The organism is Stenotrophomonas sp. 85239_Sma (genome assembly GCF_056481725.1).
Genome location: NZ_CM151163.1, coordinates 2,111,443 through 2,132,811, shown reverse-complemented (window position 1 = coordinate 2,132,811; position 21,369 = coordinate 2,111,443). Strand labels below are relative to the sequence as shown.

Below are 21,369 nucleotides of genomic sequence, written 5' to 3'. Positions count from 1 at the left end.
CAACGCACCGATAACGGACGCAACAGCAATCATCGCCGCGCCGTCGGCACCGATCCCCACGATCACCGGCGGCACCCCGCGCAAGGAGAATCACGAATGTACGGTTCCAGCCGTCAATATGCCGAGCAGTACCGCCAGGTAGGAGTGACCAGTGCGGTCGCCGATGCCGATCCGCACAAGCTGGTGGCGATGCTGCTGGCCGGTGCGCTGGAGCGCGTGCGGCGCGCCCTGGCCAGCCTCGAGCGTGGCGACCAGGCCGGCAAGGGCAAGGCCATCGGCGAAGTCTGCGCGATCGTCGGCCACCTCAACGGCTCGCTGGACCATGAGGCCGGCGGCGAGATCGCCGGCAACCTGTCAGCACTCTATGACTACGTGCTGCAGCGCCTGACCGAGGCCAACCTGCACAACGACCGTGCCGCGCTGGATGAATCACTGCAGCTGCTGGGCGAGATCGACAGCGCCTGGAATGCGATCCCGCACGAACAGCGCCGCCCGGCCGCGGTGGCACCATGAGCCTGCACGAACTGCATGCACAGCTGGATGCCTTCGAGAAGGCCTTGGGCGAAGACTCCCTCGACCAGGCCGACAGCCTGCTCGACGGCCACGACAGCACCCTGCACGCCCTGCTCAGCCAGCCGCTGACCGCCGCCGACCACGCTCCGCTGACCGGCCTGTTCGAGCGCCAGCAGAATCTGCTCGGCCTGCTGCGCCAGCGCCGTGATGCCGTGGCCGCACTGATGAACGACGGCCAGCGCTCCCTTCGCGCGGCGCATGCCTACCTGCAGGCAGAATCGCTGGCATGACCTCGCTGCCGACCACCTCGCTGCACCACCCGGCCGAAAGCGAGCTGTTCGACGAGACGCTCAGCTGCGAACTGGCCCTGCCCGCCGAATTCCAGGCGGGCAGCGCGGCCGGCCGCACCAGCAGTGCCGAAGGCCTGCTGCGCAGCCTGGCGCTGGTCGAGGACAGCCGCGTCGACGAACACGACGAACGCAACGAATCCAGCCTGCAGCTGCAGCGCCTGGAAGCCAAGCTGGACCTGGCGATGGTGCTGCTCGGCCGGCTGGTTCGCCAGCAGGCCCAGGAGCTGACCCTGCGCCCGGTGCGCTGGTCGCGCCGTGGCATCCGCTTGCAGCTGGGCCCGCGCAGTAGCGCCACCCCCGGCCAGGCCGGCGTGGTGCGCCTGCAGCCCAGCGACTGGCTGCCCGACCATATCGACCTGCCGGTGGAAGTCATCGCCGAGGCGGCCGACGGCAGTGGCGGCCACTTCCTGTGGCTGCGCTTCCAGCGCCTGGGCGATGGCCTGGAGATGGCGATGGAGCGGCACCTGTTCCGCCTGCACCGCCGCCAGGTGGCCGAGGCGCGCCGCGCGCGTTGAAACCCGCCACCCCGGCACTGCACGGCCGACCCTTGGCGCGCCCGTTCAGCTAAGTTAAGGTGGACTCCCCTACACGGATCCGTTGCGTGCCTGTGCGAGTTCTCATCGTCGACGATCACACCCTCGTCCGCGCCGGCCTGGCGCGGCTGCTGCAGGGGTTTGCCGACGTGCAGCTGGTCGCCGAGGCCAGCAACGCCGAACAGGCACTGCAGCTGGCCCTGCAGCACGCACCGGACGTGGTGTTGATGGATCTTTCGCTGCCCGGCCGCACTGGCCTGGAAGCACTCAGCGACATCCGGCTGCGCGCGCCCGGTACCCGGGTGGTGATGATGACCATGCACGACGATGCCGCGCACGTACGCGACGCGCTGGATCGTGGCGCGGTTGGATTCGTGGTCAAGGATGCGGCACCGCAGGAGCTGGAACTGGCGCTGCGCGCTGCGCATGCCGGCCAGGTATTCCTGAGCCCGCAGATCTCGGCCAAGATGCTTGCACCCATGCTGGGCCGCGAGAAGCCCACCGGCATCGCCGCGCTGTCGCCACGCCAGCGCGAGATCCTGCGCCGCATCGGCAAGGGTGAAAGCAACAAGGAAATCGCCGCCGATCTCGGCATCAGCGTCAAGACGGTGGAGACCCACCGTGCACGCATGATGGAGTCGCTGGGCTGCCGGCGCGCCAATGACCTGTTGCTGCTGGCCGCGCGCCACCAGCACGAGCTCGAGTAAGCGCCGGTATCGGGGTCAGATCCCTTTCCACGGGAAAGGGATCTGACCCCGCGACACCCTGCATCGGCGACGAATTCCCGTCACCCTGACAGGCCCTGACAGGAATCCGTACACGGCGCGCCCAGGACAGGGTCGATCCGGCACCACGAATCAACAACTTGGCGGTGATCTTCGTCAACATCCCGCGCCGATGTAGGGGAAACCCTTACATCCTGTCGGGATATCCACGAAAGCCCTCAGGAACCCCCCGATTCCGCCCCCGCCGGATCAAAAGCAAGATGCGTTCCACAAGGCGCCGGGGAGCGGTGCCGGGGAACCACGATGAAGGCAGCACTCTCGACCCAGCTGGGCCAACAACTTCACCTCACCCCGCAGTTGCTGCAGTCGATCCGGCTGCTGCAGCTCGATGGCCTGCACCTGGAGCAGGAAATCCAGCGCCTGCTGGACTCCAACCCGCTGCTGGAGATCGAAGAGGCCGAAGCGCCCGCGGCCGAGGCCACCGAAGCGAGTGCCACCACCCTCGACACTGCCGCCTTCGACGAGCTGCCCGAGTCGTCGATGTGGGACGTGGCCGGTGCCAGCTGGCAGGACGGCGACGACGACCGCATGGCACGCATCGCCGCCGGCGAATCGACCGACCCGCAGCTTCGCGTGCTGCAGCGCCTGTCGCTGGACATGGACGACCGCCAGCTGGCCGTGGCCGCGTTCTGGCTGGACCACTGCGATGAAGCCGGCTACCTGCAGGCGCCGCTGGCCCAGCTGCAGCTGCTGGCCAGCGCCCAGTTCGACATCGCCGCTGACGGCGTGGAAGCCATCCGCCAGCAGCTGCTGCATGGCGAGCCCGCCGGCATGGCCGCGCAGGACCTGCGCGAAGGCCTGCAGGCACAGCTGCGCAGCCTGCACGGCGTGGTGCCGGCCCGCCATCTTGCCGGCCGCATCCTGGAGGGCGCGCTCGACGCGCTGGCCGCCCACGACTACCCCGCCCTCGCCCGCCAGCACGACGCCGAGATCGACGACGTGCGCGAAGCGGTGCGCCTGATCCTCTCGCTGCAGCCGCGCCCCGGCGACAGCCTGCTGCCGGAACGCAACGCCGTGGTGGTGCCGGACGTGGTCGCCTGGCATGCCGATGGGCAGTGGAAGGTCGCCCTGAACCCGGCCACCAGCCGCCGCGTGTCGATCAACAGCCAGTACGAACAGGCTTTGGCCGAAACCAGCGAAGCCGCGCCGGCGCTGCGCGAGATGCTGCAGGAGGCGCGCTGGTTCAGCCGCGGCCTGTCGATGCGCTACGACACCCTGCTGCGCACCGCGCGGGTGATCGTCGAGCGCCAGGCCGCCTTCCTTGTCCGTGGCGAAGAGGCCATGGCCCCGCTGACCCTGAAGGAAGTGGCCGAGGAAATCGGCATGCACGAGTCCACCGTCTCGCGCATCACCACCGGCAAGTTCCTGCAGACCCCGCGCGGCACCTTCGAACTGAAGCACTTCTTCGCCGTGCGCCTGGAAGGCGCCAGCGTCTCCGGCCAGGCGGTGAAGGCCATGGTCCGCCGCCTGATCGACGCCGAACCGGCCGGCCGGCCGCTGGCCGACGAGGCCATTGCCGGCCTGCTGTCACGCCAGGGGGTGAACATTGCCCGCCGAACCGTCGCAAAATACCGAGAACAACTGGATATCGCCCCGGCCCGCGAACGGCGCCGGCTCAGCGCCAGGCAACCCCAGCTGGCCCGGGTGGGCTGAAAAGGATGTTGGACATGAACAAGCTCACGGTCCTGCTGGTCGATGACCACGAGGGCTTCATCAACGCGGCGATGCGCCATTTCCGCAAGATCGACTGGCTGCAGATCGTCGGCAGTGCCGGCAACGGCCTGGAAGCGATCGAACGCTCGGAAACACTGCGCCCGCAGGTGGTGCTGATGGACCTTGCGATGCCGGAAATGGGCGGCCTGCAGGCCACCCGCCTGATCAAGTCGCAGGACGATGCACCGTACATCGTGATCGCCAGCCACTTCGACGACGCCGAGCACCGCGAACACGCATTGCGTGCCGGCGCCGACAATTTTGTCAGCAAGCTGTCCTACATCCAGGAAGTCATGCCGATCCTGGAAGGCCTCAGGGAGGATCGATCGTGAGCGAATCGCGCATCCTGGTGCTGGACAACGACGCCGTGCGCGCAGAGCGCACCGTTGCCCTGCTGGAATTCATGGACTTCAACCCGCGCTGGGTTTCCGACGCGGCCGACTTCGACCTGGGCCGCCAGCGCCAGAACGACTGGATGGCCGTGATCGTCGGCAGCCTGGACGACAGCGCCGCCAGCACCGCGCTGTACCACTGGCTGGGCGGCAGCAGCCTGCCGCCGCCGGTGCTGCTGGCCGATGGTGATGCCACTGCGTTTGCCCAGCAGCACGGCCTGCACGAAGCCAACATCTGGCCGCTGGAAACGCCGCTGCGCCATGCGCAGATGGAAGCCCTGCTGCGCCGCGCCAGCCTCAAGCGCCTGGATGCCGAGCACCAGGCCGGCGCCGCGCAGGACCAGGGCCCGACCGGCAACGGCCCGGCGGTGACCGAACTGCGCACCATGATCGAACAGGTGGCCGCGTTCGACACCACCGTGCTGGTGCTGGGCGAATCCGGTACCGGCAAGGAAGTGGTGTCGCGCGCGATCCACCAGCGCTCGCCGCGCCGCGATGGCCCGTTCGTGGCGATCAACTGCGGCGCCATTCCGGCCGACCTGCTGGAAAGCGAATTGTTCGGACACGAAAAGGGCGCCTTCACCGGTGCGCTGACCGCCCGCAAGGGCCGTTTCGAAATGGCCGAGGGCGGCACCCTGCTGCTCGACGAAATCGGCGACATGAGCCTGCCAATGCAGGTGAAGCTGCTGCGCGTTCTGCAGGAACGCAGCTTCGAGCGCGTTGGTGGCAACCAGACCATCCGCTGCAACGTGCGCGTCGTGGCCGCGACCCATCGCGACCTGGAAACCCGCATCGCCGAAGGCAAGTTCCGCGAGGACCTGTTCTATCGCCTCAATGTGTTCCCGATCGACGTGCCCGCCCTGCGCGAGCGCCGCGAGGACCTGCCGGCGCTGGTGGAAACCATCGCCGCGCAGCTGGCCCGCACCGGCCGTGGCGAAGTGCGCTTCACCCCGGAAGCCCTGCAGGCCCTGGCCGGTTACGAATGGCCGGGCAACGTGCGCGAGCTGACCAACCTGGTCGAGCGCCTGGCGGTGCTGCATCCGGGTGGCTCGGTGCGCGTGCAGGACCTGCCGGCCCGCTACCGCGGCGATGCGGCACTGGCAGCGGTGGCCGCACCGGCACCGGCAGCGCCGGTTGCCAGCGAAGAACGCCTGGACCTGCGCAGCTTCTCGTTCCACACCCCGGGCAGCGGCAGCCAGCCGGCACTGGAGCACGGCATCGCGGTCAATCGCGCTGCCACCCCGGCGGCACTGCCCGATGACGGCCTGGACCTGCGCAACCACATGGCCAGCATCGAACTGGGCCTGATCAACGAAGCTCTGGAGCGCACCCAGGGCGTGGTCGCCCACGCCGCGCAACTGCTCGGCCTGCGCCGCACCACACTGGTGGAAAAGCTGCGCAAGTACGGCATCGAACGCGAGCAGGCCGAACTGGCCGGCTGAACCGCGTTACCAGCATGAAGGGGGCACGAACGCCTGGGCTTGCCCGGGCGTTGGTGTTTCCAGTGCCTGGGGTCAGATGCCTTTCCGCAGGAAAGGGATCTGACCCCGTTTCATTTGCACGTTTTCCTAGAGACAACGCCGCCGCGCTGCGGAGCATGGCAAGGACACCCCAAGGAGGCCCTACCATGCACCGCATCCCCCTGCTTGCCGTCCTGCTCAGCCCCGGCATTGCCATCGCTGCCAACTGCACCGTGCCCGCCACGCTGGACCAACGCCAGTTCACCAACCTCAGCGATCCGCTGTACGCACCCGACAACCCGAATGCCGGGCGCATGGTGCAGGTCAGCTTTGCCGGCAACCAGTACGTGCTGGACATCCTCGGCACCGAGCTGCGCATCGGCGGCAGCTACCGCTACCAGCGCCTGGCCCCGCATATCGCCGAAATCCGGATGACCGAAGCCCACCCGGCCGGCCGCGCCCATTACAGCCTGCTGTTGACCTGCCAGACCGACCACCAGGGCCGCTTCATCTACACCCAGCACGACGGCCCCATCGCGCCGCGCCAGCGCCAGAATTCCGGCCGCTGGACCCTGCAGCCGCAGGCCGGAAAACCGACGCCGGATAAATGGCGCCGCCAATGCGGTAAGCGCCCGTGCCGGCCAACGGTCGGCACCCACCATCAGCAACAGGTTCCAACAGATCGCGGCCAACTGTCGAAGGCGGGGTGGGTCCGGTTACGGGGGCGTGAGCGCCATGGATGGCGCGACCGAGCCTCCAGGGACGGATTTACGGCGTCCCCCGCAACCGGACCCACTCCGCCACCCCACGGACAGCCCGCCTTTGACGTTGCCGTTGCCTCTGCGGGTGCAGGGCGCAGCCCCGCCAGCACGCTCCCAACCTCCTCACTTCACTGAATCGAAAACCGGTTTCGGCACGGCACTTGCACTGGTTCCAGCAGACAACCCCATCCCTGTATCTGGAACCGTTGCAGATGTCCCACTCCGTCACCTCGATCCTTTCGCAGATCCGCTCCTATCAGACCCAGATGGGACAGCCGGCGCTCAACCCGCTGGGCGAAACGCCGCGCAGCAATGCCCTGCCGGGCACGGTGCTGGATGCGCCGCAGGTGCAGCCGGCCAGCTTCACCGAAACCCTGCGTGGTGCGATTGCCGGCGTCAACGACGCGCAACAGAAATCCGGCGCCCTCGCCAAGGCCTTCGAAATGGGCGACCCCAGCGCCGACCTGGCCAAGGTGATGGTCGCCTCGCAGCAGTCCCAGATCGCCTTCCGCGCCACCGTGGAAGTCCGCAACCGTCTCGTCCAGGCTTACCAGGACGTGATGAACATGCCGCTGTAAGGAACGTTGACGCATGGCACTGACGCTCTCCAAGGACAGCCTGAACGCCGAGAAGGCCGGGCAATGGTTCGACCGCCTGCAGAGTCTGCAGATCACCCGTCGGCTGGGCCTGATGGCGATGATCGCAGTGGCGGTGGCGGCAGGCCTGTCCGTGTTCTTCTGGTCGCAGAAGCCGGGCATGGTCCCGCTGTACACCGGCCTGGACCAGAAGGCGACCGCTGAAGCGACCGACCTGCTGCGCGCCGCGCAGATTCCGTTCGCGCTCGACCCGGCCACCGGTGGCATCACCGTGCCGGAAAAGAACCTGCACGACGCCCGCCTGAAGCTGGCTGGCTCGGGCCTGACCGACAGCGGCAAGCTCGGCTTCGAACTGATGGAACGCGACCCGGGCTTCGGCGTCAGCCAGTTCGTGGAAAGCGCGCGCTACCAGCATGCGCTGGAAACCGAGCTGTCGCGCACCATCAACACGCTGCGCCCGGTGCGTGATTCGCGCGTGCACCTGGCCATTCCCAAGCCCAGCGCCTTCACCCGCCAGCGTGACGTGGCCAGCGCCTCGGTGACGCTGGAACTGCGTGGCGGCCAGCAGCTGGAACGCAGCCAGGTGGACGCCATCGTGCACATGGTCGCGGCCAGCATTCCGGACCTTGCCCCGGAACGGGTGACCGTGGTCGACCAGAGCGGGCGCATGCTCAGCATCACCGATCCGAACAGCGAGGCGGCGGTCAACGCCGCCCAGTTCGAGCAGGTGCGACGCCAGGAAACCTCGTTCAACCAGCGCATCCGCGAACTGCTGGAACCGATGACAGGCCCGGGCCGCGTCAATCCGGAAGTCAGTGTGGACATGGATTTCTCGGTGACCGAGGAAGCCCGCGAACTCTACAACGGTGAGCCGCAGAAGCTGCGCAGCGAGCAGATGAGCGAGAACACCACCAGCACGCCGGGTCCGCAGGGTGTGCCGGGCGCGACCAGCAACAGCCCGCCGGGCCAGCAGGCCGCGCCGGCCACCGCGCAGGCCCCGACCGAAAGCAGCAAGAACGCGACCCGCAACTACGAGCTGGACCGCACCCTGCAGCACACTCGCCAGCCGGCCGGCCGCATCAAGCGCGTCTCGGTGGCGGTGCTGGTGGACAACGTGCCGCGCGCCGGTGCCAACGGCAAGGTCAGCCCGCAGCCGCTGTCGGCTGCCGAACTGACCCGCGTCGAAGCGCTGGTCAAGCAGGCCGTCGGATTCAACGCCGAGCGTGGCGACACCGTGTCGGTGATGAATGCCCCGTTCGTGCGTGACACCACGCCGGTCGAAGGGCCGGCCTGGTGGGAACTGCCGTGGGTGCACGATGCCGGCCGCATGCTGCTGGGCGCGGTGGTGGTGCTGGCGCTGCTGTTCGGCGTGCTGCGCCCGGCGCTGCGCGCGATCACCGGCCAGGGGAAGAAGAACGACGAACAGGCACTGGAACCGCACACCGCGGACGTGCAGCTGGTCGATGACGATGGCATCCCGCTGCCGGCGCTGGGCGCCGACCGGGCCAGCCTGGGCGGGCCGGATACGCTGGCCCTGCCGGTGGATTCATATGAGGAACGACTGCGGATGGCGCGTGAAGCCGTGAAGACCGACTCCAAGCGCGTGGCCCAGGTGGTCAAGGGTTGGGTGGCCAATGACTGAGGCCGCATTGACTGGCGTGCAGCGCGCCGCCGTACTGCTGCTTTCGCTGGGTGAGCTGGACGCGGCCGAAGTGCTGCGCCACATGGAACCCAAGGAGGTGCAGAAGATCGGCATCGCCATGGCCACCATGACCGACATCACCCGCGAGCAGGTGGAACGGGTGATGGACCAGTTCGGCCAGGAGCTGGGCTCGAAGACCTCGCTGGGCGTGGGCTCGGACGACTACATCCGCAACATGCTGGTGCAGGCGCTGGGCAGCGAGAAGGCCGGCAACCTGATCGACCGCATCCTGCTCGGCCGCAACACCACCGGCCTGGACGCACTGAAGTGGATGGACCCGCGTGCGGTGGCCGACCTGGTGCGCAACGAGCACCCGCAGATCATCGCCATCGTGATGGCGCATCTGGAAACCGACCAGGCCGCCGACGCGCTGAAGCTGCTGCCCGACCGTACCCGCGTGGACGTGCTGCTGCGCATCGCCACCCTCGACGGCATTCCGCCGAACGCGCTCAATGAACTCAACGAGATCATGGAGCGCCAGTTCGCCGGCAACCAGAACCTGAAGTCGTCCAACATCGGCGGCGTGCAGTGCGCGGCCAATATCCTGAACTTCATGGACAGCGGCCAGGACCAGGCGATCCTGGGCGAGATCGCCCGTATCGACGCGCCGTTGAGCAACCGCATCCAGGACCTGATGTTCGTGTTCGACGATCTGGTCGACCTGGACGACCGCGAGATGCAGCTGGTGCTGCGCGAGGTGAGCGGCGAACGCCTGGGCCTGGCCCTGCGCGGTGCCGACATCAAGGTGCGCGACAAGATCACCCGCAACATGTCGCAGCGCGCGGCCGAAATCCTGCTGGAAGACATGGAAGCCCGCGGCCCTGTGCGCCTGTCCGACGTGGAAGGCGCGCAGCGCGAGATCCTGGCCATCGTCAAGCGCATGGCCGATGAAGGCACCGTCACCATCGGTGGCAGCGCGGAGGCCATGCTGTGAGCAACGTCGTGCGCTGGCTTGCCCCGGACCTGCTGGCCCAGCCCGAACCGGCGCTGGATCAGGAGGATGCGTTCGAACTCACCGAGCCGGACCCGGAACACGAACCGGAGCCGCCGCTGCAGCTGCCCACCCTGGAAGAAATCCAGGCCATCCAGGACAGCGCCGAGAAGGAAGGGTTCGACCAGGGCCATGCCGACGGCTACGGCCAGGGCCAGGCCGAGGTGCGTCGCCTCGCCGCGCAGATCGAAGGCATCCTGGACAACTTCAGCCGGCCGCTGGTGCGGCTGGAGAACGAAGTGGTCGGCGCACTCGGCGAACTGGCCGTGCGCATCGCCGGCGCGCTGGTCGGCCGCGCCTACGAAGCCGAGCCGGCACTGCTGGCACAGCTGGTCGGTGAAGCGATCGACGCGGTCGGCGGCAGCACCCGCGAGGTGGAAGTGCGGCTGCACCCGGATGACATCGCCGCCCTCGCCCCGCTGCTGAACCTGTCGCCGGCGCAGCGTCTGGTACCCGATACCAGCCTCAGCCGTGGCGACCTGCGCGTGCACGCTGAAGCGGTGCGCATCGACGGCACCCTGGAAGCCCGCCTGCGCGGCGCGCTGGACGCGGTGATCCGCCAGACCGGAGCAGGCGCATGAGCCCGGAATCGCAAGCCGCGCCGCAACCGGCGCCAGCGGCCGACTGGGCCGTGGCCCGCAACCTGCGCCTGGCCAGCCGCCTGGATGGCCTGCGCGTGGATACCGCGCATGGTCGCGGCCTGATCCGCGAGGGCGTACTGCGCCGCGCGGTCGGCCTCACCCTGGAAGCGGTCGGCTGCGAAGCGCCGCTGGGCGCCAGCTGCAAGGTGGAAGTGGTCGATGGTGGCTGGGTCGATGCCGAAGTGGTCGGTTTCGCCGGCGAGCGCACCTATCTGATGCCCAGCGCCGAGCTGCACGGGCTGCTGCCCAACGCGCGGGTGGTACCGTCGGCGCGACGCGGTGGCGTGGAAGTCGGCGAAGGCCTGCTCGGCCGCGTCATCGACAGCGACGGCGTGCCGCTGGATGGCAAGGGCCCGATCCGCGCCGAAGGGCATGTCGGCATGGCCGGCGTCTCGATCAACCCGCTGGCGCGCGAACCGATCACCCAGCCGCTGGACGTGGGCGTGCGCGCGATCAACGCGCTGCTGCCGATCGGACGCGGCCAGCGTGTTGGCCTGTTCGCCGGTTCCGGCGTCGGCAAGTCGACGCTGCTGGGCATGATGACCCGCTACACCGCCGCCGACGTGATCGTGGTCGGCCTGATCGGTGAACGCGGCCGCGAAGTCCGCGATTTCGTCGAGACCACGCTGGGCGAGGAAGGCCTGCGCCGCGCCGTGGTGGTCGCCAGCCCCGCCGACCGGCCGCCGCTGGCGCGCCTGCACGGCGCCTATCGTGCCACCGCCATCGCCGAGTGGTTCCGCGACCAGGGCCTGAACGTACTGCTGCTGATGGACTCGCTGACCCGCTTCGCCCAGGCGCAGCGCGAGATCGGCCTGTCGGTGGGCGAACCGCCGACCACCCGCGGCTACCCGCCGTCGGTGTTCGCCAAGCTGCCGGCGCTGGTCGAGCGTGCCGGCAACGGCGCCAAGGGCCGTGGCTCGATCACCGCCTTCTATACGGTGCTGACCGAAGGCGATGATCCGCAGGATCCGATCGCCGACGCCGCGCGCGCGATCCTCGATGGCCACATCCTGCTCTCGCGCCGGGTGGCCGACAGCGGCCTGTACCCGGCCATCGACGTCGAATCCTCGGTCAGCCGCGTGGTCACGGAAATCGCCGACGAACCGTGGCGCCTGCGCATCCGCAAGTTGAAGCGACTGGTCTCGGCGTACTCGGCCAACCGTGACCTGATCGCGATCGGTGCCTACCAGCGTGGTAACGACGCGGCCACCGACGAAGCCCTGGAACGCTGGCCGGAAATCATGGAGTTCCTCGGCCAGGACGTTGCCAAGGCCGCAGATCTCCCGCACAGCCAGGCGGCGCTGCAGCGCCTGGTGGAACAAGAGAGTTAAGCCATGAACCAGTCCAAGCGCATCGATCCCCTGCTCAAGCGGGCCCAGGAACACGAGGACGCGGTCGCCCGCGACCTGGCCGAACGCCAGCGCGTGCTCGACACCCATCTATCGCGACTGGACGAACTGCGCCGCTATGCCGAGGAGTATGCGAACGCGCAGATGGCCGCGACCAGCCCGGCGCAGCTGCTGAACCGTCGCGCCTTCCTTGATCGCCTGGACAGCGCGGTCGAACAGCAGCAGGCCACGGTCGACGGCAACCGCGAAAAAGTAGAGGCCGAGCGCGCCCGCCTGATCCTGGCCAGCCGTGACAAGGCGGTGCTGGAGCAGCTGGCCGCCAGCTACCGCGCGCAGGAAAAGGTGGTGACCGACCGCCGCGACCAGCGCGAGATGGACGACATTGGTGCGCGGCGTGCACGCCTGGTGCAGGCCGAAGACCAGGACGGCGCCGAGCAGGGAGGCCGCTCGTGATGCCCGCTCCGCTCGCCAGCAGTGCCAACCCGGCCACGCCCACCACCAGCAACAGTGCCGCGCGCGCCTCGCGCAGCGAAGGCGGAAAGGACTTCAGCCAGCTGCTGCAGAGCGGCGCCGCGTCGGCACCCGCCCCTGCCGGCAGCGCCACCACGCCGGCGACGACGCCATCCACGCCGGGCCAGCCGTCGACCGCCGACAGCAAGGGCCAGGCACCGGGTGAACGCAACGCGGACGCCGAAGCGACAACCGTAGAAACGCCGCCGCAACCGCCCGCTGCCGCGGCCCCTGCGGGTCCCGGTACCGACAAGGACAAGCCCGCCGCGACCGACGATGCGCCGTGGCCACCGCTCGGCCTGGCCGGCCTGGTGCTGGCGATGCCGGCGCCTGCCGATCCGGCCGCCGCGCTGCCCAGCGCAGCTGCGCCCCTGCCTGCCAGCAACGGCCCGGCGTTGCCCGCTACCCCGGCCGCGAACCCGGCACTGCCTGCAGCCAACCCGGCAGCGGCGGCGGCCGCAGCCCCAGCGGCGACCGACAACAGGCCGGCGGCGAGCAACGCTGACGACGCCACCGCGCTGCCACTGCCGGAGATCATCCTGCCCGGCAAGCGCAGCGAGCGTGGCGAAAGCAGCGACGTGGCGCCCCTTGGCGACCGCGCCAGCGCACCGCTGCTGCATGGACTGGCCACCGCCGCCGTGCAGGACCTGAAGGCCGCGCTCGCCACCGGCAATGCGATCTTCGATGGCGAACCCACGCCGAAGCCCGTGCTGGGTGATGACGGCTTCGATCAGGCCATCGGCGCGCGCCTGGGCTGGCTGGCCGACCAGAAGATCGGCCACGCCCACATCCGCCTGAGCCCCGACGACATGGGACCGGTCGATGTGCGCCTGCAGTTGAACGGCGACAAGGTGCATGCCAGCTTCAGCAGCCCGCACGTGGACGTGCGCCAGGCACTGGAGAGCAGCCTGCCGCGCCTGCGCGAGCTGCTGGGCGAACAGGGCTTCCAGCTGGCCCACGCCGATGTCGGCCACCAGGCGCCCGGTGGTGGCGGCACTGCATCGGGTCAGCCCGGTGGCGGCGGCATGGCCGGCGACGGAGAACCGACGCCGGGCGACGCCAGCGTGTCGTCCGCACAGTTGATCCGCCAGCGCGGGTTGCTGGACGCCTACGCCTGACAGGCGTGCCAACCAAGGTTGGCACCCACCAGAGCGGGGCGGTTGGCACCCGCCAGGGAACCGGGGCAGTAGAGTCGCACCTGCCAGTATCGCGCTGGTGGGTGCGGAGCCTGCTCCGCACGGCCCCACCGGCACCCCGACGGAATTCCGTCGCACCCCACTGCCCCGCCTTCGGCACACCCCTTGCATATCCCGGTGAAGCAACCCTCAGGAGCTTCACCCCGTGGCCGCAGCCGCTGACAAAACCAAGAAGACCGCCGAGAAGGACAAGGCCGCCAAGCCGCGTAGTCCGATCCTGATCACCGCACTGGTGGCCGTACTGGCCGCCGCTGCCGCTGGTGGCGGCGTGTGGTTCTTCACCCAGTCCAAGCACGAAGAGAAGACCGCGCAGGCCCCAAAGAAGAGCGCCACCCCGGCCCCGGCACAGTACTTCGCGCTGGACCCGGCGTTCGTGGTCAACCTCAACGGCCCGGTCGACGGCCCGCGCTACCTGCAGCTGGAAGTGCAGCTGATGACCCGCGACCCGGCCGCGCTGGAGGCGATCAAGACCCATGCCCCGGCCATCCGTGCGCGCCTGCTGATGCTGTTCTCGCAGGTCAGCCCGGACCAGATCGCCGATGTCGCCGGCAAGCAGAAGCTGCAGGCGGCCTCACTGGCCGAGGTGCAGAAGGTGCTCAAGGCCGAGACCGGCAGCAACGGCGCCGACGATCTGCTGTTCACCAGCTTCGTGACCCAGTAAGGGCCCACCGATGAATGATCTGCTGTCCCAGGACGAGATCGATGCCCTGCTCCACGGCGTGGACAGTGGCGCGGTCGAGACCGATGCGGAACCCCCGTCAGGCGAAGCGCGTTCGTACGACTTCGCCAGCCAGGACCGCATCATCCGTGGTCGCATGCCGACCCTGGAAATGGTCCACGAGCGCTTCGCACGCCTGTGGCGGATCGGCCTGTTCAATCTGATCCGCCGCTCGGCCGAGCTGTCGGTGCGCGGCATCGAACTGATCAAGTTCAACGATTACATGCACTCGCTGTATGTACCGACCAACCTGAACCTGATCCGCTTCAAGCCACTGCGCGGCACCGGCCTGATCGTGTTCGAGCCGACCCTGGTGTTCGCCATCGTCGACAACTTCTTCGGCGGCGACGGGCGCTACCCCACCCGCATCGAAGGCCGCGAGTTCACGGCCACCGAAATGCGGGTGATCCACCTGCTGCTGAAGCAGACCTTCGCCGACCTGCGCGAAGCGTGGGCACCGGTGATGGACGTCGACTTCGAGTACATCAATTCGGAGATCAACCCGCATTTCGCCAACATCGTGACGCCGCGCGAGTACGTGGTGGTGTGCCGCCTGCACGTCGAGCTCGACGGCGGTGGCGGCGACATCCACGTCACCCTGCCGTACTCGATGCTGGAACCGATCCGCGAACTGCTCGACGCCGGCATCCAGAGCGACCGCAACGACCGCGACGAGAGCTGGGGCAAGACCCTGCGTGAACAGCTCAACATCGCCGAAGTCACCCTGTCCAGCGTACTGGCCAGCAAGCGCATGACCCTGCGCGACCTGACCCAGCTGAAGGTCGGCGACATCCTGCCGATCGACCTGAGCCCGCAGGTGCCGCTGTGCGTGGAGAACATCCCGGTATTCACCGGCGAGTTCGGCATCGCCAACGGCATGAACGCCGTGAAGATCACCGCTACCCATCCGCCGGGCACCCGCCCGCGCGTACCCGTCATCCAGGAAGACCCGCAATGAACGATATCGACGCCCTCGAACCGACCCCGGCCCAGTTCAGCAGCCTGCAGGCCGATGAGGCGAACGGCCCGGACCTGAACCTGGACGTGATCCTCGACGTGCCGGTGACCCTGTCGCTGGAAGTCGGTCGTGCCCGGCTGCCGATCCGCAACCTGCTGCAGCTCAACCAGGGTTCGGTGGTGGAGCTGGAGCGCGGAGCCGGCGAATCGCTGGACGTGTTCGTCAACGGCACCCTTATCGCCCACGGCGAAGTGGTGGTGATCAATGACCGCTTCGGCGTGCGCCTGACCGACGTGGTCAGCCCGAGCGAGCGGATCCGGAGACTGCGTTGAACCTGCTGGCCTCCACCCTGCTGGCGGTCGGCAAGGCCGCCGCGCCGATCGGCCCACAGGTCGGCCAGCACGCGGCCGCTGCACCCAGCCTGTTCGGTGCGGTGCTGGCGTTGTTGGCGGTGCTGGCGCTGGTGATCGGCCTGGGCTGGTTGCTCAAGCGCATGCCCGGCAGCGGCTTCCGCCCGGCCGAAGGCATGAAGCTGGTGGCCAGCCTCAGCGTCGGCGCCAAGGAGCGCGTGGTGGTGGTGGAGGTCAACGGCCAGCAACTGCTGCTGGGCGTCACTGCCGGCGGCATCAACACCCTGCATACCCTGCCCGAACCGTTGCCGCCACCGGCGCCGGTGCGCGTGCCGGACTTCAAGAACCTGCCGAATTTCGCCCAGCTGCTGCAGCAGCGGCTGCGCAAGGATCCCTGACATGCGTGTCACCCGTACCCGTCTTGCCACCCTGATGCCGTGGCTGCTGATGCTCGCCCTGTGCCTGTTGCCGGCACTGGCGTTCGCCGCGCCCGGCGCACCGACCACCCCGCTGCCGGACATCAACGTCGGCAAGATCGGGGGTGCGCCGGTCAGCCTGCCGCTGCAGACCCTGCTGCTGATGACGGCGATCACCCTGATCCCGTCGATGCTGCTGGTGCTGACCTCGTTCACCCGCATCATCATCGTGCTGGGCCTGCTGCGCCAGGCGCTGGGTACCGGGCAGACGCCGTCCAACCAGGTACTGCTGGGCCTGGCCCTGTTCCTCACCGCGATGGTGATGATGCCGACCTGGGACAAGGCGTGGAGCGCGGGCATGGCGCCCTATCTCAACGGTGACATCGACTTCCAGACCGCCTGGACATTGACCACGCAGCCGCTGCGCGGATTCATGCTGGCGCAGATCCGCGAAACCGACCTGATGACCTTCGCCGGCATCGCCGGGCACGGCACCTACGCCAGCCCCGATGCGATCCCGTTCCCGGTGCTGGTCGCCTCGTTCGTCACCAGTGAACTGAAGACCGCTTTCGAGATCGGCTTCCTGATCTTCATCCCGTTCGTGATCATCGACCTGGTGGTGGCCAGCGTGCTGATGTCGATGGGCATGATGATGCTGTCGCCGATGCTGGTGTCGGCACCGTTCAAGATCCTGCTGTTCGTGCTGGTGGATGGCTGGGTGCTGACTGTCGGCACGTTGGCAGCGAGCTTCAATCCGGCGTGACCGGGAGGCAGCCGGGCATGGCTCGGCTCTACAAAAGCATCGCCGGGCATGGCCTGGCGCTATCGATGGAAGAACGATGTCTCCCGAACTTGCCTTGACCGAACTGCGTGGCGGCCTGATCGCCGTGTTGTGGGTGGCCGGCCCGTTGCTGCTCACCGTACTGGTGGTGGGCGTGGTGGTCGGTGTCGTGCAGGCCGCCACCCAGCTCAATGAACCAACCATCGCCTTCGTCGCCAAGGCGGCGGCGCTGACCGCGGTGCTGTTCGCGCTGGGCAGCCTGCTGATCGGCCACCTGGTTGAATTCACCACGCTGCTGTTCCAGCGCATTCCGCACCTGATCGGCTAGGGATACGCGCCTCGATGGACGCCGCCACCCAGATGGCTGCCGACGGCCTGCAGGCCTTCGGCATGATCGGCACCGTGCTGTGGACCATGCTGCGCATCGGCGCGGTGGCCATGGCCATGCCCATGGTCGGTACCCGCGCGGTACCCTCGCGGGTACGCGTGGTACTGGCCGGCACGCTGGCCATCGCGCTGGCGCCGCTGCTGCCACCGGTACCGGACTGGACCGGCTTCGATGCCGCCACCGTGCTGACCATCGCCCGCGAACTGGCCATCGGCGTTTCCATCGGCTTTCTGCTGCGGCTGGTGTTCGAAGCCGGTGCGATGGCCGGCGAACTGATCGCCCAGGGCACCGGCCTGGCCTTCGCGCAGATGAGCGATCCGCTGCGCGGTGGCACTTCGGGCGTGATCGGCCAGTGGTTCTACCTGCTGTTCGGCCTGCTGTTCTTCACCGCCAACGGCCACCTCGCGTTGATCTCGCTGCTGGTGGACAGCTACCGCGCGCTGCCCATCGGTGCGCCACTGCCCGACCCGCATGCCTTCTTCAGCATCGCCCCGACCTTCCTGCTGACCGTGCTGCGCGGCGCACTGACGCTGGCCATTCCGCTGACTGTGGCGATGCTGGCCGTGAACCTGGCCTTCGGCGTGCTGGCGCGCGCCGCGCCTGCGCTGAATCCGATCCAGCTGGGCCTGCCGGTCTCGCTGCTGCTGGGCCTGTTCCTGCTGGCCCTGCTGGCCGGGGAAATGGGGCCGCCGGTACAGCGCCTGTTCGACGCCGCCTTCCAGGCTGCGGACGCGGTCACACACTGAGCCGATCATCACGAATTGCCGCTTGAAGTCCCCCCCGGTCAGCGCGTTAGAGTGAATGCGCGGCAACCGGGGGGATGCCGCACGTGGCCGGCGCCCTGCGTCGGCCTGCCTCATGCATGCCCCACCGTGGTTTCCGTCGACAGGCAGGTCCGGGAGACTGACGAATGCTGGTAGGCACGTACAACCCATGGCTGGTGGCGATCTCGCTGCTGGTCGCCGTGATGGCTTCGTACACCGCGCTGGCGATGGCCGGGCGCACGGTGACCGCCCCGGGCAGGGGCGCGGCCTGGTGGTGGCGCCTGGGGGGCGGATTCGCCATGGGCCTGGGCATCTGGTCGATGCACTTCATCGGCATGCTGGCCTTCGACCTGCCCATTCCGTTGGGCTACGACCTCCCCATCACCCTGCTCTCGCTTGCCCTTGCCATCGCCTCGTCGGTGTTCGCACTGTGGCTGGTCTCGCTGCGCACCCTGCCCCATTCGCGGCTGGCCGGCGGCGCGCTCCTGATGGGCACCGGCATCGCTGGCATGCACTACGTCGGCATGGCCGCCATGCGCATGCAGCCGGGCATCGACTATGACCCGGGCTGGCTGCTGTTCTCGCTGATGGTTGCCGTGGCCGCCTCGTGGACCGCGCTGTACGTGGCCTTCCGCCTGCGCGCCCAGCGCACCCGCATCGGTGATCGCCTGGCAGCGGCGGGCCTGCTCGGACTGGCCATCGTCGGCATGCACTACACCGGCATGGCCGCCGCGCGCTTCCCGGAGGGCAGCATCTGCGGGGCGGCGGTCGGCGATGGCCTGCAGAACGAGTGGCTGGCCATGCTGGTGGTGGTGCTGACCGTGGCGATCCTGGCCGTGGTGCTGGTGGTCTCGTGGCTGGACCAGCGGGTGGAGGCGCAGCTGCTGCGGCTGCGCAACTCGATGCTGAGCACCTCGTTGACCGATGCCCAGCAGGAACTGACCCAGGCCGCGCTGCACGATCCGCTCACGCGCCTGCCCAACCGCCTGCTGCTGCAGCGGCGCATCGTGCAGGCCCTGGCCGAGGCCGAACAGGGCGGCAACCGCTTCGCGGTGATGTTCATGGACCTGGACGGCTTCAAGCAGGTCAACGATGCCTATGGCCACCAGGCCGGTGACGCCCTGCTGGTGGCGGTGGCCGAGCGCACCCGCCAGCTGCTGCGCCCGCACGACCTGCTGGCCCGGCTGGGCGGTGACGAGTTCGTACTGGTGGTGCGCATCGAGCACGACGAGGACCTGCCGACCCTGGCCCGGCGCATCCTGCAGGCTGTGGGCAGCGGCCCGCTGCTGCCGGACAACGAGCTGCAGGTGACCGCCAGCATCGGCGTGGCGATCTGCCCGGACCACGCCGCCAGCGAACGCCAGCTGATGGCCTTCGCCGACGCGGCGATGTACCAGGCCAAGGAATCCGGACGCAACGCCTTCGTGCTGTTCGCCGACTGGATGAACGACAGCGCCGAGCAGCAGTTCCGGCTGCTGGCCGACCTGCGCCGCGCCATCGGCAGCGACCAGCTGTTCCTGCACTATCAGCCGAAGATCCGCGTGGCCACGCAGAAAGTGGCCGGCGCCGAGGCGTTGATCCGCTGGCGCCATCCGGAACACGGCTTGATCCCGCCCGACCGCTTCATCCGCCTGGCCGAGCGCAGCGGCGCAATCAACGACATCGGCCGCTGGGCGCTCGACCAGGCCTGCCAGCAGCTGCGGCGCTGGCACGATGCCGGCCACGAAGGCTGGTCGATGTCGGTGAACCTGTCGCCGGTGCAGTTCAGTTCGCCACACCTGCTGCAGGACGTGCGCGCGGTGATCGAACGCCATGGCATCGCACCCCGGCAGCTGGTACTGGAGATCACCGAAAGCACGGTGATGCGCGACACCGACACCAGCCTTCGCCTGCTGCAGGCACTGTCGGCGCTGGGCGTGGGCATCTCCATCGATGATTTCGGAACCGGCTATTCCAGCCTGCTCTACCTGAAACGGCTGCCGTCCACCGAAATCAAGATCGACCACGCGTTCGTGCGCGACCTGGAACACAGCGCCGAGGACGTGGTGATCGTCTCGGCGATCGTGGCACTGGGCCATGCGCTGGACATGGACATCGTGGCCGAGGGCGTGGAAACCGCCGCCCAGCGCGCCTACCTGGAGCGGCTGGGCTGCGACTACCTGCAGGGCTACCTGCTGGGCCGCCCGGTCGATGCGGCGCGCTTCATGCAGCTCCACGACCTGCCGCGGCCGCGGGTGGAGCTGGCGCAGAGCCCACCGCCCAGCGATAGCGCCCCCCGGTAGCTCCCCGCCATGCGCGGATGGGCCGGACCATCCCGCTACGGAACACTTCTTGCACGCACCCCGGCATCCCCTGCCGCAGTGCCCGTGATGTCCGAGAACGAATCCGCCGGCGAAAAGACCGAACAACCAACCGAAAAACGCCTGCGCGACGCCCGTGAACAGGGCAACCTGCCGCGCTCGCGCGAACTCGGCACCGCCGCCGTGTTCGGCGCCGGCGTGCTGGCGGTGATGGCCATGAGCGGCTCGATCGGCCGTGGCGCCACGGCCTGGATGAAGCACGCGCTCAGCCCGGAACAGAGCCTGCGGCAGAACCCGAAGGCACTGTTCGGCCACTTCGGCGACCTGCTGCTGCAGTTCATGCTGGTGATCGCGCCGCTGGTGCTGGTCTGCCTGCTGGCCAGCTTCGTCGCCCCGCTGGTGATGGGCGGCCTGCGCTGGTCGCAGAAGGCGTTGCTGCCCGACATCAACCGCCTGAACCCGATGAGCGGGCTCAAGCGCCTGTATGGCCCCGAAGCCATTGCCGAGTTCACCAAATCGCTGCTGCGCGTGGCCTTCGTCGGCGTCGCCGCCGGGCTGGTGGTGTGGAGCGGCTTCGACACCCTGCGCGGGCTGATCCACCACCCGCTGGAGACCGCCATCACCGATGGCCTGGGCTTCACCCTGCGCCTGCTGCTGGCCACCGCCGGCGCGATGCTGGTGCTGGCCGCCATCGATGCGCCCTACCAGCGCTGGAACTGGATGCGCAAGCTGAAGATGACCCGTGAAGAGCTGCGCCGGGAAATGAAGGAAAGCGAGGGTAGCCCCGAGGTGAAGGGCCGCATCCGCCAGCTGCAGCAGCAGATGGCCAACCGCCGGATGATGGAGGCGGTGCCCACCGCCGACGTGGTGGTGGTCAACCCCACCCACTACGCGGTGGCCCTGAAGTACGAGGGAGGCGCCATGAACGCCCCCACCGTAGTCGCCCTGGGCGTGGACGAGACCGCCCTGCGCATCCGTGAAGTGGCCGACGGCAACAAGGTGGCGATCGTCTCCGCGCCGCCTTTGGCACGCGCCTTGTATCGGGAAGGCCAACTCGGAAAGGAAATCCCCGTGAGACTGTATTCGGCCGTCGCCCAGGTCCTGTCCTACGTCTACCAGCTGCGCGCCTGGCGCACTGGCCCGATGCCGGACGCCCCGCACATCCAGGTGGATGAATTCGGCAAGGGAGGCCGCCCGTGAGC

At 68.5% G+C, this 21,369-nt stretch carries 24 protein-coding genes; all 24 read left to right on the top strand.

Translation table 11 applies throughout. The annotated features are described in order from the left end of the window. Positions 1-96 precede the first annotated feature (96 nt). The gene (gene fliS / locus ACYKG1_RS10030) at positions 97-513 is read left to right on the top strand and encodes a flagellar export chaperone FliS (protein ID WP_005416447.1); all 417 of its coding nucleotides are present in this window, start codon (positions 97-99) and stop codon (positions 511-513) included. Then, the gene (locus tag ACYKG1_RS10025) at positions 510-803 is read left to right on the top strand and encodes a hypothetical protein (protein ID WP_100472204.1); all 294 of its coding nucleotides are present in this window, start codon (positions 510-512) and stop codon (positions 801-803) included. The genes fliS and ACYKG1_RS10025 overlap by 4 nt, the downstream gene beginning before the upstream one ends. Beyond that, complete coding sequence (locus ACYKG1_RS10020; protein ID WP_478472577.1) at positions 800-1,378, top strand: PilZ domain-containing protein; 579 nt, start codon at positions 800-802, stop codon at positions 1,376-1,378. Before ACYKG1_RS10025 ends, ACYKG1_RS10020 begins: the two co-directional genes overlap by 4 nt. 92 nt (positions 1,379-1,470) lie before the next feature. Beyond that, entirely contained in the window at positions 1,471-2,103 is a 633-nt protein-coding gene (locus ACYKG1_RS10015) for a response regulator (protein WP_005413261.1), read from the top strand. Positions 2,104-2,424: 321 nt separating this feature from the next. Continuing rightward, complete coding sequence (rpoN, locus tag ACYKG1_RS10010) at positions 2,425-3,834, top strand: RNA polymerase factor sigma-54 (protein ID WP_478472575.1); 1,410 nt, start codon at positions 2,425-2,427, stop codon at positions 3,832-3,834. Positions 3,835-3,848: 14 nt separating this feature from the next. After that, positions 3,849-4,226 (top strand): response regulator, encoded by a 378-nt coding sequence (locus ACYKG1_RS10005; RefSeq protein WP_010485922.1) that lies wholly within the window; start codon positions 3,849-3,851, stop codon positions 4,224-4,226. Next, positions 4,223-5,728 carry a sigma-54 dependent transcriptional regulator gene (locus ACYKG1_RS10000; protein ID WP_478472574.1) on the top strand — a complete coding sequence of 502 codons (1,506 nt, stop codon included), beginning with the start codon at positions 4,223-4,225 and terminating at the stop codon, positions 5,726-5,728. Before ACYKG1_RS10005 ends, ACYKG1_RS10000 begins: the two co-directional genes overlap by 4 nt. Before the next feature lie 185 nt (positions 5,729-5,913). Continuing rightward, the gene (locus ACYKG1_RS09995; RefSeq protein WP_478472572.1) at positions 5,914-6,642 is read left to right on the top strand and encodes a hypothetical protein; all 729 of its coding nucleotides are present in this window, start codon (positions 5,914-5,916) and stop codon (positions 6,640-6,642) included. A 77-nt stretch (positions 6,643-6,719) separates the two neighbouring features. Beyond that, positions 6,720-7,085, top strand: coding sequence for a flagellar hook-basal body complex protein FliE (gene fliE / locus ACYKG1_RS09990; protein WP_014037113.1), 366 nt, complete (start codon positions 6,720-6,722; stop codon positions 7,083-7,085). Between the two features lie 13 nt (positions 7,086-7,098). After that, positions 7,099-8,745 (top strand): flagellar basal-body MS-ring/collar protein FliF, encoded by a 1,647-nt coding sequence (gene fliF, locus ACYKG1_RS09985; RefSeq protein WP_100472199.1) that lies wholly within the window; start codon positions 7,099-7,101, stop codon positions 8,743-8,745. Positions 8,746-8,752: 7 nt separating this feature from the next. Next, on the top strand, positions 8,753-9,739 hold the full coding sequence (fliG, locus tag ACYKG1_RS09980) for a flagellar motor switch protein FliG (RefSeq protein ID WP_024958226.1): 987 nt from the start codon (positions 8,753-8,755) through the stop codon (positions 9,737-9,739). Then, the gene (locus ACYKG1_RS09975) at positions 9,736-10,377 is read left to right on the top strand and encodes a FliH/SctL family protein (protein WP_087922477.1); all 642 of its coding nucleotides are present in this window, start codon (positions 9,736-9,738) and stop codon (positions 10,375-10,377) included. Before fliG ends, ACYKG1_RS09975 begins: the two co-directional genes overlap by 4 nt. Next, on the top strand, positions 10,374-11,768 hold the full coding sequence (locus tag ACYKG1_RS09970) for a FliI/YscN family ATPase (RefSeq protein ID WP_087922476.1): 1,395 nt from the start codon (positions 10,374-10,376) through the stop codon (positions 11,766-11,768). The genes ACYKG1_RS09975 and ACYKG1_RS09970 overlap by 4 nt, the downstream gene beginning before the upstream one ends. 3 nt (positions 11,769-11,771) lie before the next feature. After that, on the top strand, positions 11,772-12,239 hold the full coding sequence (gene fliJ / locus ACYKG1_RS09965) for a flagellar export protein FliJ (RefSeq protein ID WP_100472198.1): 468 nt from the start codon (positions 11,772-11,774) through the stop codon (positions 12,237-12,239). Beyond that, a complete protein-coding gene (locus ACYKG1_RS09960) occupies positions 12,239-13,414 on the top strand; it encodes a flagellar hook-length control protein FliK (RefSeq protein WP_478472569.1) in 1,176 nt (391 codons plus the stop codon). The genes fliJ and ACYKG1_RS09960 overlap by 1 nt, the downstream gene beginning before the upstream one ends. A gap of 223 nt (positions 13,415-13,637) precedes the next feature. Continuing rightward, positions 13,638-14,153: a flagellar basal body-associated FliL family protein gene (locus ACYKG1_RS09955; RefSeq protein WP_005416435.1), complete on the top strand. Its 516-nt coding sequence runs from the start codon at positions 13,638-13,640 to the stop codon at positions 14,151-14,153. A gap of 10 nt (positions 14,154-14,163) precedes the next feature. Further along, positions 14,164-15,168 carry a flagellar motor switch protein FliM gene (gene fliM / locus ACYKG1_RS09950; RefSeq protein WP_014037106.1) on the top strand — a complete coding sequence of 335 codons (1,005 nt, stop codon included), beginning with the start codon at positions 14,164-14,166 and terminating at the stop codon, positions 15,166-15,168. Continuing rightward, the gene (gene fliN / locus ACYKG1_RS09945; RefSeq protein ID WP_005409543.1) at positions 15,165-15,500 is read left to right on the top strand and encodes a flagellar motor switch protein FliN; all 336 of its coding nucleotides are present in this window, start codon (positions 15,165-15,167) and stop codon (positions 15,498-15,500) included. The genes fliM and fliN overlap by 4 nt, the downstream gene beginning before the upstream one ends. Positions 15,501-15,517: 17 nt before the next feature. Then, positions 15,518-15,916: a flagellar biosynthetic protein FliO gene (gene fliO / locus ACYKG1_RS09940; RefSeq protein WP_171956126.1), complete on the top strand. Its 399-nt coding sequence runs from the start codon at positions 15,518-15,520 to the stop codon at positions 15,914-15,916. A 1-nt stretch (position 15,917) separates the two neighbouring features. Beyond that, positions 15,918-16,697 carry a flagellar type III secretion system pore protein FliP gene (gene fliP, locus ACYKG1_RS09935; RefSeq protein WP_100472195.1) on the top strand — a complete coding sequence of 260 codons (780 nt, stop codon included), beginning with the start codon at positions 15,918-15,920 and terminating at the stop codon, positions 16,695-16,697. A 76-nt stretch (positions 16,698-16,773) separates the two neighbouring features. Then, positions 16,774-17,043, top strand: coding sequence for a flagellar biosynthetic protein FliQ (locus ACYKG1_RS09930; protein WP_100472194.1), 270 nt, complete (start codon positions 16,774-16,776; stop codon positions 17,041-17,043). Between the two features lie 14 nt (positions 17,044-17,057). Continuing rightward, positions 17,058-17,849, top strand: a complete 792-nt coding sequence (gene fliR / locus ACYKG1_RS09925; RefSeq protein WP_049397365.1) for a flagellar biosynthetic protein FliR — start codon at positions 17,058-17,060, stop codon at positions 17,847-17,849. Between the two features lie 164 nt (positions 17,850-18,013). Continuing rightward, a complete protein-coding gene (locus ACYKG1_RS09920; RefSeq protein ID WP_100472192.1) occupies positions 18,014-20,149 on the top strand; it encodes a putative bifunctional diguanylate cyclase/phosphodiesterase in 2,136 nt (711 codons plus the stop codon). An 87-nt stretch (positions 20,150-20,236) separates the two neighbouring features. Beyond that, on the top strand, positions 20,237-21,367 hold the full coding sequence (flhB, locus tag ACYKG1_RS09915; RefSeq protein ID WP_100472191.1) for a flagellar biosynthesis protein FlhB: 1,131 nt from the start codon (positions 20,237-20,239) through the stop codon (positions 21,365-21,367). Positions 21,368-21,369 lie beyond the last annotated feature (2 nt).